Source organism: Nonomuraea monospora (assembly GCF_039531895.1).
In the GTDB taxonomy this organism is placed as follows: domain Bacteria; phylum Actinomycetota; class Actinomycetes; order Streptosporangiales; family Streptosporangiaceae; genus Nonomuraea; species Nonomuraea monospora.
Genome location: NZ_BAAAQX010000058.1, coordinates 32,821 through 46,451, shown reverse-complemented (window position 1 = coordinate 46,451; position 13,631 = coordinate 32,821). Strand labels below are relative to the sequence as shown.

The 13,631-nt window shown below is 70.8% G+C and carries 10 protein-coding genes; 5 read left to right on the top strand and 5 right to left on the bottom strand.

Features of this window, described 5'->3' with window-relative positions:
• Positions 1-372, top strand: a 372-nt coding sequence (locus tag ABD331_RS56705) for a hypothetical protein (RefSeq protein ID WP_344495198.1), incomplete at its 5' end; no start/stop codon positions are given.
• A gap of 231 nt (positions 373-603) precedes the next feature.
• Positions 604-1,206: an isochorismatase family protein gene (locus ABD331_RS56700; protein WP_344495196.1), complete on the top strand. Its 603-nt coding sequence runs from the start codon at positions 604-606 to the stop codon at positions 1,204-1,206.
• A gap of 68 nt (positions 1,207-1,274) precedes the next feature.
• Here the strand turns inward: ABD331_RS56700 and ABD331_RS56695 are convergent, their stop codons facing one another.
• From ABD331_RS56695 to ABD331_RS56685, 3 genes are all read right to left on the bottom strand, one after another.
• Positions 1,275-2,723 carry a family 43 glycosylhydrolase gene (locus ABD331_RS56695; protein ID WP_344495194.1) on the bottom strand — a complete coding sequence of 483 codons (1,449 nt, stop codon included), beginning with the start codon at positions 2,721-2,723 and terminating at the stop codon, positions 1,275-1,277.
• Positions 2,724-2,735: 12 nt separating this feature from the next.
• Positions 2,736-4,067 carry a glycoside hydrolase family 43 protein gene (locus ABD331_RS56690; protein WP_344495192.1) on the bottom strand — a complete coding sequence of 444 codons (1,332 nt, stop codon included), beginning with the start codon at positions 4,065-4,067 and terminating at the stop codon, positions 2,736-2,738.
• Positions 4,068-4,164: 97 nt separating this feature from the next.
• Positions 4,165-5,007 carry a nucleotidyltransferase domain-containing protein gene (locus ABD331_RS56685; protein ID WP_344495190.1) on the bottom strand — a complete coding sequence of 281 codons (843 nt, stop codon included), beginning with the start codon at positions 5,005-5,007 and terminating at the stop codon, positions 4,165-4,167.
• Between the two features lie 140 nt (positions 5,008-5,147).
• Here ABD331_RS56685 and ABD331_RS56680 point away from each other — a divergent pair, with 140 nt between their 5' ends.
• Complete coding sequence (locus tag ABD331_RS56680; protein ID WP_344495188.1) at positions 5,148-6,176, top strand: MalY/PatB family protein; 1,029 nt, start codon at positions 5,148-5,150, stop codon at positions 6,174-6,176.
• On the opposite strand, the gene ABD331_RS56675 is transcribed toward ABD331_RS56680, so the two are convergent.
• Entirely contained in the window at positions 6,157-9,315 is a 3,159-nt protein-coding gene (locus tag ABD331_RS56675) for a S41 family peptidase (RefSeq protein WP_344495186.1), read from the bottom strand. The two genes, ABD331_RS56680 and ABD331_RS56675, sit on opposite strands and share 20 nt — an antisense overlap.
• A gap of 113 nt (positions 9,316-9,428) precedes the next feature.
• On the opposite strand from ABD331_RS56675, the gene ABD331_RS56670 reads away from it, so the two are divergent.
• Positions 9,429-9,857: a hypothetical protein gene (locus ABD331_RS56670; protein ID WP_344495184.1), complete on the top strand. Its 429-nt coding sequence runs from the start codon at positions 9,429-9,431 to the stop codon at positions 9,855-9,857.
• A 49-nt stretch (positions 9,858-9,906) separates the two neighbouring features.
• Positions 9,907-10,875: a TIGR03557 family F420-dependent LLM class oxidoreductase gene (locus tag ABD331_RS56665; protein ID WP_344495182.1), complete on the top strand. Its 969-nt coding sequence runs from the start codon at positions 9,907-9,909 to the stop codon at positions 10,873-10,875.
• Here the strand turns inward: ABD331_RS56665 and leuS are convergent, their stop codons facing one another.
• Positions 10,876-13,356: a leucine--tRNA ligase gene (gene leuS, locus ABD331_RS56660; RefSeq protein WP_344495180.1), complete on the bottom strand. Its 2,481-nt coding sequence runs from the start codon at positions 13,354-13,356 to the stop codon at positions 10,876-10,878.
• Between the last annotated feature and the right edge of the window lie 275 nt (positions 13,357-13,631).

Sequence of the window (13,631 nt, the reverse complement as noted above, 5' to 3'; positions counted from 1 at the left end):
CGGAGGCAGGAGTTCGGGCGGAGGCAGGAGTTCGGGCGGAGGCAGGAGTTCGGGCCGAGGTACAAGTCCGGGCGGAGGCAGGAGTTCGGGCGGAGGCAGGAGTTCGGGCGGAGGCAGGAGTTCGGGCGGAGGCAGGAGTTCGGGCCGAGGTACAAGTCCGGGCGGAGGCAGGAGTTCGGGCGGAGGCAGGAGTTCGGGCGGAGGCAGGAGTTCGGGCAGAGGCAGGAGTCGGCTGCGGTAGGAGTTGGCCGCGATGAGAGGCGGCCGAGGGAGAAGCCGGTCGCGGTAGGAGCGGTCGCGAGGGGGGCGGGCGGTCGCGAGGGGAGGCGACCAGGGGAGGAGGCGGCTGCGATGGGCGGCAGAGTCGGCTGAGGTAGTTCGCCCGCAGACCGCCGACCGCCGACCGCCGACCGACATGCGATGCCCGACACGCGGCCCTCAACGGCCGACACGCGACACGCGATGTACGACGCCCGGCGTGACGCCCGGCGTGACGCCCGGCACGTGACGCCCGACACCGGCGATCGACTCCGCCGCCCGATGCGCCACCTAAAGCTCCGGCCCGTTAGGGCCGGTTATTCACCATGTCCCAAGGAGAACGAAATGACCGTTTCGACGACCCTGCGTAACGTCATCGGCTTGGACGGCGTCCTGCCGTCCCTGTCCACCAGCACCCTGATCCTGATCGACTTCCAGAACACCTACCGCACCGGCGTCATGGCCCTGCCCGACGCCGAGCGCGCCCTGACCGCCGCCGCCGACCTCCTGGCGCGCGCTCGCAGCGCCGGGACGCCGGTGATCCACGTCATCAACGACGGCGGCGAGGGCACTCCGTACGACATCCGCGCCGAGATCGGCCAGATCGCACCCCACGTCGCCCCCCAGGACGGCGAGCCGGTTGTGGTGAAGGGCTTTCCGAACTCCTTCCATGAGACCGGCCTCCTGGAGACGCTGCGCGGTCTGGAGGCCGGCCCTGACCTGGTGCTGGCGGGGTTCATGACCCACATGTGCGTCCAGTTCACCGCCCAGGGGGCGTTCAATCTCGGTTACCGTCCCACGGTGGTGGCGGAGGCGTGCGCGACTCGTCCGCTGGCGGGCCCGGACGGGGCGCCGATCCCAGCGGATCTCCTGCACGCTGCCGCGCTGACCACGATCGGTGATTTGTTCGGTACGGTGGCCGCCCGGGTGGCAGATCTCCCTGCCTGACGCAGCCCAAGAGCGGTTCAGGGGGAGAAGGCCGCTCCAGGACGAAGCCAGCTACTCCAGAAGGCCTGTTACTCCAGGAGGAAGCTGGCGCTGGCGCGGAAGGGGCTGGAACCGTCGTCCCGTTCCACCCACACCTGCCCCGCCCGATGCCGCACGTAATACCCGGGAAAGTTCACCGACTCGAACGACACGGTCCCGCTCCCCGCGAGCCCTGCGCGCCGCACGAAGCTGGCGTCGGCGGCGAACAGGGCGGAGCCGTCGCGCTGCTCCACCCAGGCCTCGTGGTTGCGGTGGCGCAGGTAGTACCCGGGGAAGTTGGCCGACTCCAGTGACACGGTTCCGCTGCCCGAGAGCCCGGTGGTGAGCCGGAACTGGGAGTCGGCCAGCGGGGTGACGTTGGCTTCGAGCCGCGCCCGGTAGTTCCAGTGCCGCACCGCCGAGCCGGGCGTGTCGTACGACATGAGCCGCACCGGCGTGACCCCGTCGGCGACCGGGATGCCGAAGTCGGGTGTGCCGTCCGCGCGCCAGTAGACCTTCTGGACGCGCGTGCGGCGGTTCGGGTCGTTGAGGGGGTCGCCGGAGATGTCCCGGTAGCTGCGGTCGTGGTAGACGAGCAGGTCGCTCTGCCCGTCCTCGGAGGTGGTGAAGGAGTTGTGGCCGGGGCCGTACTGGCTGGTGGCGGCGTTGGTGGCGAAGACCGGGCTCTGGCTCTTGGTCCAGGACGCGGCCTGGAGGGGGTCGGCGGAGGCGGAGGCGGTCAGCAGGCCGACGCAGTAGTTGGCGTCCGTGGCGCTGGCCGAGTACGTCAGGAAGAGGCGGCCGTTGCGTTGCAGCACGGCGGGGCCTTCGGCGACCTTGTAGCCGCGCGTCTCCCAGGCCAGCGTGGGGATGGTGAGGCGGGTGGTGGCGCCGGTGATCGTCCACGGGTTGGCGCCCATGCGGGCGAGGTAGAGGTTGGAGTTGGTGGCGATGCCGGGCTCCTGCTGGGCCCACAGCAGGTAGCGGACGCCGCCGGTGACGAACGTGGTGGCGTCGAGGGAGAAGGTGTCCCAGGGGGTGGTGATGCGGCCGCGTTCGGTCCAGGCGCCGGTCAGGGGGTTGGCGGCGGCGTTCTCCAGGACGTACATGCGGATGCGCCAGACGTCGTCGGCGCGGCCGGCGGCGAAGTAGACGTACCACTTGCCGTTGATGAAGTGGATCTCGGGCGCCCAGATGTGGGCGCCCATCTCGCCGGTGGTGTGGCGGCGCCAGATGACGCTTTCCGGCGCGGTGGCCAGCCCCTGGACGGTGGTGGCGCGGCGCAGCACGATGCGGTCGTACTCGGGGGCGGTGGCGGTGAAGTAGTAGTAGCCGTCCGTGTGGCGGAAGATGTGCGGGTCGGCGCGCTGGGCGGCCAGCGGGTTGGTGTACTGCACCGCCGGCGAGGCGTGCGCGGCGCCGGGCGTCAGGAGGTTGGCGGTCACGGTGAGCAGCGTAGCCAGGACGAGGAGCACGGCCTTCGCGCGAGTGGGGCGCATGGGGGGTGTCCTTTACGAGAGGGGAGAGGTGACCGTGTACGAGGCGTCGCCGGCGAATGTCGTGCCGGACGCCCACAGGTCCAGCCGCAGCTCGTAGTTGTAGTGCCGCAGGTAGCGGCCGGGCAGGTTGTACGACTCGAACGACGTGGTGCCCCCGCCCGCGAGCCCGGCGCGCCCGCAGAAGGTGGCGTCGCCCTTGAAGATGGCGGTGCCGTCGTCGCGTTGCAGGGCGAGCCGCATGTTGTAGTGCCGCAGGTAGTAGCCGGGCTGGGTGGCCGACTGGAAGGAGTAACAGCCGGACTGGGCCAGGCCCGCGGCGACGGTGAACGTGGCGGACTGCCGGTCGGCCGGCGCGCTGGCGGAGGTCAGCGGGTCGAGGTAGGCCAGGCCGCCGCGGTGGCGTACGTACCGGTCGGGGAAGTTGGCGGAGCGCAGCGAGCGGTTGCCGGTGGGGACGGCGGTGGTGTCGCCGGAGTCCTCGCGCAGCACGGTGAAGTGCCTGGCCGTCCCGGACAGGCCCGGCAGCTCCACCTTGGCGCCGAACGAGGAGAGGTTGGAGCTGTCGGCGTAGTAGTAGCGCCCGCCGGTGTAGTTGTCGAAGTAGATCCGCCACCTGCCGTCCGGCAGCCGGGTCAGCGCGGGTCCTTCCAGGCCGGAGCCCCAGCCGGCCCAGTTGCCTGTGCCGGTGAACGTCCACGGGCCGGTGAGTGAGGTGGCGGTGGCGTGCTCGATGTACTTGGTCGTCTCGTTCTTCAGGAAGTTGTGGTACGTCGAGCCGGACTTGACCACGAAGCTGTCGATGTAGTTGGCCGGGATGCCCAGCGCGACGGGGGCGCTCCAGGTGGACAGCGCGCTGTTGGTGGCGGTGATCCGGTACGGCCTGAACTGCCCGGCGGTGCCCGTCGTGGACGCGGAGAAGATCACGTGCACGCTGCCGTCGGAGTCCTTGAACCATTCGGGCGCCCAGGTGCTGCCGGTGGCGCCGTTCAGCCCGACGGTGAGGTTGCGCAGGAAGGTCCAGGTCACGGTGTCGGCGCTGCGGGCGAAGCCGATGGTGTCGCCGGTCCAGTTCGTGGTGTGGACGAGGTAGTAGTAGCCGTCGGTGTGCCGCATCACGCTGGGGTCGCGGATCAGGCCGGACGGCGGCGTGTAGGCGTTGGCTCTGACGAGGTTGAAGGTGCCGGCGTTGGAGGAGTCGTAGACGTACATGTTGGACTGGCTGACGTTGGTGAAGGCCGTCATCAGGTAGTGCGGCGCTGGTCCGGCGGCGTGTGCGGCCGTGGCGGGCGTCAGGACACCTATCAGCAGCAGCACCAGGCATAACCAGGGCAAACGCGTACGCATCGAGCGGCCCTCCAGGATGTTAGCGTTAACATCTCACCACGCCAGGCTGGGTCGTGGTGAGATGCATTCGTATCCCGGCAGGCGAGCGCCGTCAATATCAGCGCGCCCGGTACAGCTCGTGCGCCGCCGTGATCGCCTGGTCCGCGAAGCCCAGCACGTCCCGCCTGCGCTCGAACGGCGAGCCGTACAGCGACCGCCGCGGCGTCCCGAAGTGATCGCCGAGCCCCGCGACGACGCTCGCCACGGACGGCAGCGCGCTGTCCTCCTCCCGCAGCCGCAGCGCCTCGTCCACCACCCGGTGCCAGCACTCGGGGAAGACCTCGCGCGCGTGCCGCCCCGCTCCGGTCTTGGAGGTGATGTCGCCGGTGGCCAGCGTGTAGTGCAGCCGGGCGACGCCGGTGACGACCCACACGGCGCCGTACCCGCCGAGGCAGGTCAGCCCCCACGGGGTGAACGGGCGGGAGGCGCGGATCACCAGGCGACGCCAGTAGAGGTCGAGGTTGCGATCGGTCCAGGCGGCCAGGGCCGCGGGATCGTTCCAGATCTTGAGATCGTGCGACTCGGGGCCCCGGCAGGTCAGCCCGTGGCGGGCCAGCGTGTGCCAGGTGACGGGGTTGACCGAGCCGCGCCGGCTGAACCGGCCTGCCTGCGAGCGGGGCCGCTCCCCCAGCTCGGCGGGGTCGCGGCCGAGGTCGTCCCAGGTGAGGTAGACGCCGTCGAAGGGGTGGGCGCCGAGTTTGGTGTGGATGCGTTCCAGCACTCCGGGGGGCGGTGGTTCTGACGTCACCGCGATGAAGTCGACGTCGCTCGCGCCTGGCCGGTAGTCGCCGAGCGCCGCGGAGCCCTCCAGATACAGCCCCTCCACCAGCCCGGGAGCCTCCGCGTCGGCCAAGGTCAGGTACGTCTCGACGATCGCGTCGATCTTCGGGTGGGGCGTCATGGCCGCCCAGCCTGCCATACTCCGCGCCACCGCCTCATCACATTCAAGAATCCTAGAATGGCCGAGTGAATGACGCATATACCCCTTTAAACCTTAAATCCACTCATGATGGGCTCAAGTGGGCGGCGGTGGAGCCGGGGGTGATCCCCGCCTGGGTGGCCGACATGGACCTGCCCACCGCGCCGGCGGTCGCCGACGTGCTGCGCCGCCGGGCCGACGGCGACCTGGGCTACCCGACCTGGCTGCTCGACCAGAACGCCGGCCCGCTGGCCGAGGCGTTCGCCGAGCGCATGGCGGGCAGGTTCGGCTGGCAGGCCGACCCGGGGCTGGTGCGTCCGTTCAACGACCTCAACCAGGCGCTCCAGGTTCTCCTGCAGATCTGGACGAAGCCGGGCGACGGAGTGGCCGTGCACGTCCCGGCGTACCACCCGTTCCTGGACACGCTCAGCGTCATGCAGCGCCCGCTGTGCCCCATCCGGATGGAGCCGGACGGCGACACGTGGCGCTTCGAGGTGCCCGACCTGTCGGGCTGCCGGGTGCTCCTGCTGGTCAACCCGCACAACCCGACCGGCCGCGCGTTCACCGAACGGGAGCTGCACGAGCTGGCCGAGCACGCCGAGCGGCACGACCTGCTGGTGATCGCCGACGAGATCCACGCCGACCTGGTGTACGAGCCGCACCGGCACATCCCGTTCGCCACGATCCTGCCGGGGCGCACGGTCACGCTGACGTCGGCCACGAAGGCGTTCAACCTGGGCGGCATCCGCTGCTCGGTCGCCCACTTCGGCCACGAGGGCGCCCGCGAGGCGCTGGAGGCGCAGCCCCCGTTCGTGTACGGCTCCCCCAGCGTCTTCGGCGTCGAGGCGACCGTCGCGGCCTGGCGGCACGGGGACGACTGGCTGGCGCGGACCGTGGCGCTGCTCGACCGCAACCGGCGCACGATCGCCTCCCGCCTGCCCGCCGCGTTCCGCTACCGGGTTCCGGAGGCGACCTACCTGGCCTGGCTGGACGTGGGCAGGCCGGGCATGGCGGAGGTGTTCGAGCGGGAGGCGAGGGTGCGGCTGAACGACGGCGCGGCCTTCGGCCCCGGTGGTGAGAACTTCGTCCGGCTCAACTTCGCCACCACCGAGGCCATCCTCGCCGAGATCCTCAGTCGCCTGGCTGGTTGAGCGGGGGCAGGTCGGGGGGCGTGGCGGCGGGATGCTCGTCGAGGGCGGCCAGCGCCAGCTCGATCGCCTTGTCGAGCTGCGGGTCGCGCCCCGCCACCCGGTCCTGCGGGGTGATCACCACCTCGATGTCGGGATCGACGCCGTGGTTCTCCACGCCCCATCCGGGCCCGTCGAGCCAGAAGGAGTACCGGGGCTGGGTGACGCGGGTGCCGTCCACGAGGTGGTAGCGCGAGTCGATCCCGATCACCCCGCCCCACGTCCGCGTGCCGACCAGCGGCCCGATGCCGCGCGCCTTGATGCCCGCGCTCACGATGTCGCCGTCGGAGCCCGCGAACTCGTCCGTGACCGTCACCACCGGCCCGCGCGGCGAGTCGTCGGGGTAGCGCCTCGGCTGGTACCAGCGGGCCCGCGCCCAGCCGGTCACCTTGCGCGACAGCTTCTCCAGCACCAGCTCCGACAGGTGGCCGCCGCCGTTCTCCCGCACGTCCACGACCAGCCCCTCGTGGGCCATCTCGGTACGCAGGTCGCGGTGGAACTGCGCCCACCCGGAGGCCACCATGTCGGGCACGTGCAGGTAGCCCAGCCTGCCTCCCGACGCCTGCCTGACGTAGTCGCGGCGGTCCTCCACCCAGTCGTGGTAGCGCAGTTGCGTCTCGTCGGCGATCGGGCTGACCACGACCCTGCGCACGTCGCCGCCGGAGCCGTGCCGGACGGTCAGCTCGATGGGCTGGTTCGCGGTGCCGGCCAGCAGCGGGAACGGCCCGCGTACCGGATCGACGGGCCGGCCGCCCACGGCGAGGATGGCGTCGCCGGCGCGGACCGCGACGCCGGGCGCGAGCAGCGGCGAGCGGGCGGCGTGGTCGGACGACTCGCCGGGCAGGATGCGCTCCACCCGCCAGACGCCGTCGCCGTCCCTGGCCAGGTCGGCGCCGAGCAGGCCCTGGCGGCGCCTGGGGTCGACGCCGGAGCCGTTCGGCACGGCGTAGGCGTGGGAGGTGCCCAGCTCGCCCTGCGTCTCCCAGAGCAGGTCGATCAGCTCGGAGTGGGACCCGATCCGGTCGACCAGCGGCTCGTAGCGGTCGAGCACGCCCTGCCAGTCGACGCCGTTCATGTCCTCGCGCCAGAAGTGGTCGCGCATGAGGCGGCCGGCCTCGCGGAAGCCCTGCCGCCACTCGGCGACCGGGTCGAGCTGGACGGTGATCCGGTCGAGCTCGATGGTGACGACGTCGTCGCCCTCGCTCGCGGCGCGGGTCTGCAGGCCGTTCTTGCCGTTGGTGACGAGCCTGGAGCCGTCGCCGCTGACCTCGAACGCGCGGATCTCCTTGCCCAGCTCGGCCTTGGCGCGCTTCTTGAGGTCGTAGCGCTCCAGCACGGTCTCGGTGCTCTGCTCGCTGCCGTCGCCGAGCACCCCGCTGAGCGGGTAGCGCAGCCAGAGCAGCGCGTCCTTCGCCGTACGCAGGTTGCCGTAGCTTCCGGCGGGCACCGGGACGGGCACCACGCGGGAGGCCAGCCCGTCGGGGTCGACGTCGGTGCGCGGCGGCATGTCGTCCTTCTTGTCGTCCTTGGACGGCTTGTCGTCCTCGCCGTTGAAGCCGCGTCCCTGCAGCGAGGGGTCGAACGGCGACGGCGTGGCGGCCTTCAGCGGCACGATGTACGGCTTGCACCCGTTGGGGAAGGACAGGTCGAAGACGTGCGCGTCGTAGACGGGGTCGAAGGTGCGTACCGACAGGAAGGCCAGGTGCTTGCCGTCCCTGGTGAACGCCGGGTCGTAGTCCACGAACCGGGGCGGCGTCACCTCGATCACGGACGTGCCGTCCAGCCGCCCCATCTTGATCTGCGTCAGCCGCCGGTGGTGCGGGTGCTCCCACGCCAGCCAGGTGGAGTCGGGCGAGAACGTCAGCCCGCTCACGTCGCCCTGGTCGGTGCGGTCCAGCTCGCGTACGCTCTCGCTCTCCAGGTCGATGACCAGCAGCCGCCCGTCGTGCGTGGCCACGCCCACGTGCTTGCCGTCGGGCGCGGCGGCCAGCTCCAGCACCCGGCCGAGCTGCCCGGAGGCCAGTGTCCTGACCTCGCCGCCGGGGGTGCCGATCTCCAGCCCGTCCTCGCCGCTCGTGTCGGAGACCCACACGGCCTTGCCGTCGGCGTCGAGCACCTGCGGCAGGCGGACGCGCACGCCCGGCTCGGCCCGCAGCACGCCGGCGGGCCCGTCGCGGTGCGTCACCCAGTGCGCGGTGCCGCGGATCTCGACCGCGCTGGCCCGCCCGGTGGCGTCGGGCGAGAACGCGCCCGCCCTCAGGGGTGCGGGCCGCCTGGCCCGCCCCGGCCGTGGCCCGCCGAGCCGCACGTCCAGCTTGTACGGCTCCGCGTCCAGGCTCTCCAGCAGCCACAGGTCCCCGGCATGGCTGTAGATCACCCGCTCCCCGTCGCTCGTGGCGTGGCGGGCGTAGAACTCCTCGTGCGTGCTGTGCCTGCGCAGGTCGGAGCCGTCGGGCAGGGCGGAGTAGAGGTTCCCGGCGCCGTCGGTGTCGGACAGGAACACGATCCGGTCGCCGACCCAGCTCACCGACCAGTACTGCGCGGCGCTGTCGGCGAACAGCCTGGCGAACTCGCCGTTCCCCTCGGCGTCCACCCAGATCTTGGCCGCCGTGCCGCCCCGGTAGCGCTTCCACTGTGACGGCTCGCGCCACACCACCGACACGGTGGCGACCTTCCCGTCGCTGACGGCCGCCTCGCCGACCCAGCCGTACGGCAGGCGCGTGGCCGGCCCGCCGTCGAGCGGCACCGCGTACGCCCAGCGCCGGTTGTCGGAGCCCTGCCCCGCGGAGGTGACCGCGAGGACGTCGCCGCCGGGGGTCCAGCCGCGGACGGAGGTGGAGTATTCACCCCAGTGGGTCAGCCGTTCACCTTCGGCGCCGTCGAGCTCGGCCGTGAACGCCTCGGGAGCGCCCTCCTTCGTGCTGGTCCACGCGATCCGGCCGCCGTCGGGCGAGAAGCGCGGGTGCGCCACGGGGACGCGGTCGGCGGTGAACCGCCAGGCTCTTCCGCCGCTGAGCGGAGCGATCCAGACGTCGTCGTCGGCGACGAAGGTGACCAGGTCACCGTGCAGGTGCGGGTATCTCAGGTATGCGCCATATGCCACCCCTGCACACTAAACCGAGGCCTCAAGAGCGGCTCAAGAATTCCTCTACCAGTGGACAGTCCGATTTGTGGGGGAAGGGGACTTAAGGCCCGTTTCGAGACTTGCGAGGAAGCATGAAGATCTTCGTCCGCGCGCATCAGCTCCCGCCCCGCCTGGCCGCCGCCTCCGTCATCCTGAACTCGGGCGTGGACATGGTCGACGCCGACGAGCAGCGCGCCGCGGCCACGCACGCCATGGCGGCGGACGCCTACCCCTTCCTGCGCCGCATGGACCCGGGCCTGTTCACCCGGCTGCTGGCGCGCAGCGAGGTCGCCCTCGGCGCGGCCCTGCTGGCGCCGTTCGTGCCGTCGCTGCTGGCCGGGGCGGCGCTGACGGGCTTCGCCGCAGGGCTGATCGGCCTGTACCTGCGCACGCCCGCCATGCACCACGAGGGCAGCGTGCGGCCGACGCAGCAGGGCATCGGCGTCGTCAAGGACGTCTGGCTGCTGGGCATCGGGCTCGGCCTGGTGGTCGAGGAGCTGCGCGCCCGCCGCCAACATTGATCTCCGGTCCTTGGCCGCTAATGTGGGCAAAGTCGGGTAGCCGGGGCGCATGGTACAAATCGGCTACACCTTGATGTCCGAACAGACTCCGGCCCGCGAGCTGGTCGACTACGCCGCCGCGGCCGAACGGATCGGCTTCGACTACGCCGTCATCTCCGACCACTACTTCCCCTGGGTCGAGGAGATGGGGCACTCGCCCTACTGCTGGTCGGTGCTCGGCGCCGCGGCCCAGGTGACCGAGCGGCTGCCGCTGATGACGTACGTGACCTGCCCCATCATGCGCTACCACCCGGCGGTCGTGGCGCAGAAGGCGGCCACCATGGGCGTGCTGAGCCAGGGCAGGTTCACCCTCGGCCTGGGCAGCGGCGAGAACCTCAACGAGCACGTCATCGGCGAGGGCTGGCCCCCCGTGGACACCAGGCACCGGATGTTCGCCGAGGCCGTCCAGATCATCAGGAAGCTGTTCAGCGGCGAGTACGTCACCCACCAGGGCGAGTTCTTCGACGTGGACTCGGCCAAGCTGTACGACCTGCCGGAGCGGCCCGTCCCCATCGGCATCGCCGCCTCGGGCGGCCAGTCGGCTGAGCTGGCCGCGGAGTACGGCGACGTGCTGGTCATCAACGACCCGATGCCCGAGGTGGTGCAGCAGTTCAACGCCGCGGGCGGCGACGGCAAGCCGGTCTACGGCCAGCTCGCCCTGGCCTACGACACCGACGCCGAGGCCGCCAAGCAGCGCGCCCACGAGCTGTGGCGCTGGTCCAGCGTCGGCGGCTGGAAGGTGATGGCCGAGCTGCCGGGGCCGGTGAACTTCGCCGCCGCGGCCGGCACGGTGCGCCCCGACGACGTGGCGCAGAGCGTGCCGTGCGGCAACGACGTGGACGCCGTCGTGCAGAGCGTCAAGAAGTTCGCCGACGCCGGGTACACGCACGTGGCGCTCGTGCAGATCGGGCACGACCAGCAGCAGCCGTTCTTCGACTGGGCGGAGAAGGAGCTGCTGCCGGCCCTGCGCAACCTGTGACTACGGGACGATGTTGACCAGCTTCGGCGCCCGGACGATCACCTTGCGGGGCATGCCCTGCACGTAGGGGGCGATCTTCTCGGAGGCCAGCGCCAGCGCGCGCAGCTCGTCCTCGCTGATGTCGGGCGAGACCTCCAGGCGGTCGCGCACCTTGCCCGCCACCTGCACCACGCACGTGACCGACTCCTGCACCAGCAGCGCGGGGTCGGCCACCGGCCACCCGGCGAACGAGACGGACCCGGTGCGGCCCAGCCGCTCCCAGCCCTCCTCCGCGGTGTAGGGGGCCACCAGCGACAGCAGCACGGCCAGCGTCTCGGCGGCCTCGCGCACCGCCGGATCGGCGGCGCCCGCGCCCGAGTCGATGGTCTTGCGGGCGGCGGAGGTCAGCTCCATCATGCGCGCCACCGCCACGTTGAAGCGCTGCGACTCGACCAGCTTGGTGGCCTCGTCGATCGTGTGGTGCGTCACCTTGCGCAGCCCGGCGTCGCCGCCCTCGAACGGCACGCCCGGCTCGCTGGTCACCTCGGACATCACGCGCAGCGCGCGGGCCAGGAACTTCTGCGAGGCGGCCGGCGAGACGTCGGCCCAGTCGATGTCGTCTTCGGGCGGGCCGGCGAACACCATGGTCAGGCGGACGGCGTCGACGCCGAAGTCGTCGATCTGCCGGCCCAGGTCCACGCCGTTGCCCAGAGACTTCGACATGGCCTTGCCGCCGTTGATCACCTGCCCCTGGTTCAGCATGCGCATGAACGGCTCGGTGAAGTCGACCATGCCCATGTCGTGCAGGACCTTGGTGAAGAAGCGGGAGTACAGCAGATGCAGGACCGCGTGCTCGATGCCGCCGACGTACTGGTCGATCGGGCCCCACTTGCGCACCTGCTCGGGGTCGAACGGGCCGTCGGTGTAGCCCGGCGAGCAGTAACGCAGGAAGTACCACGACGAGTCGACGAACGTGTCCATCGTGTCGGTGTCGCGCTGCGCGGGGCCGCCGCACTTCGGGCACTCGACGTTGACCCAGTCGGTGGCGCTGGCCAGCGGTGAGACGCCCTTGGGCGCCAGCGCCTCGCCGCGCAGGTCGGGCAGCGTGACCGGCAGCTGGTCGTCGGGGACGGGCACCTCGCCGCAGTCGGCGCAGTGGATGATCGGGATCGGCGTGCCCCAGTAGCGCTGGCGGGACAGCAGCCAGTCGCGCAGCCGGAAGTTGACCGCCCCGGTGCCCCTGCCCTGCGTCTCCAGGATCTCGATGATCTTGGCGATGGCCTCGACCTTGGTCAGGCCGTCCAGCGGGCCCGAGTTGACCAGGGTGCCCTCGCCGGGCGTGGCCTCGCCGGTCTCGCCCGGGTCGGCCAGGCCGGTGTGCACGACGACCTTCACCGGCAGGTCGAACTTGCGGGCGAAGTCCAGGTCGCGCTGGTCGTGGGCGGGCACGGCCATGATGGCGCCGTGGCCGTAGTCGGACAGCACGTAGTCGGCCGCCCAGACCGGGATGCGCTCGCCGTTGACCGGGTTGATCGCGTGACGGCCCAGGAAGACGCCGGTCTTCTCCTTGTCGGTGGCCAGCCGCTCGATGTCGCTCAGCTTGGCGACCTCGGCGCGGTAGGCCTCGAAGGCCGGGCGCTGCTCCTCGGTGACGATCTCCTCGGCCAGCGCGGCGTCGGCGGCGACGACGAAGAACGTGGCACCGTACAGCGTGTCGGGGCGCGTGGTGTAGACGTGGACCGGCTCGTCGCGGCCCTCGATCTCGAACAGCACGTCGGCGCCCTCGGAGCGGCCGATCCAGTTGCGCTGCATGGTCAGCAGCCGCTCGGGCCAGCCAGTGAGCTGCTCCATGTCGTCCAGCAGGCGCTGCGCGTAGTCAGTGATCTTGAAGTACCACTGCGTCAGCTCGCGGCGGACGACGTCGGCGCCACAGCGCTCGCACTTGCCGGCCACGACCTGCTCGTTGGCCAGCACCGTCTGGTCGTTGGGGCACCAGTTGACCAGGCCGCCCTTCCGGTAGGCCAGGCCGCGCTCGAAGAAGCGGTTGAACAGCCACTGGTTCCAGCGGAAGTAGTCGGGGTCGCTGGTGTGCAGGCGGCGCGACCAGTCGAAGGAGATGCCGTAGCGGCGGAACGAGTTGGCCTGCGTCTCGATGTTGGCGTACGTCCACTCCGCCGGGTGGGCGTTGCGCTTGATCGCGGCGTTCTCGGCGGGCAGGCCGAAGGAGTCCCAGCCGATCGGGTGCAGGACGTTGTAACCCTTCTGCATCCAGTAGCGCGCGACGACGTCGCCCAGGGCGAACACCTCGCCGTGGCCCATGTGCAGGTCGCCGGAAGGGTAGGGGAACATGTCGAGCATGTAGCGGCGCTCGCGTGGGTCTGCCGGGTCTTCGCTCGCCCGGTAGGTCTCTTGCTCCTCCCATCGCTGCTGCCACTTGGCCTGCAGCGCCTGCGGATCGTACTCACTCACGGCTACTGTCCTTCTGGCTTGATTCGGACCCATAAGAAAACCCCTCGTGCACACAACGAGGGGTGGAGCCGCGACGGCGGAGATCTCTTAGGGCCGTCGCGGCCCGCTAAGAAGCAGGGTCGCGGAACGCATGTGTCAAGCCTAGCGCACCTCTTCGGCTGAATGCAGGCACTGGATCGAGGTCCGCGGGCACAATGGAGGCTTCGGGTCCGGCGAGACCTGATGGTGATGTATCCGTTGTGACCTCATTCGTCCCAGAAGAATAGCCTTGTCGCCGTGGTATACCCAGCTGAGCCCGAAAGACCGGA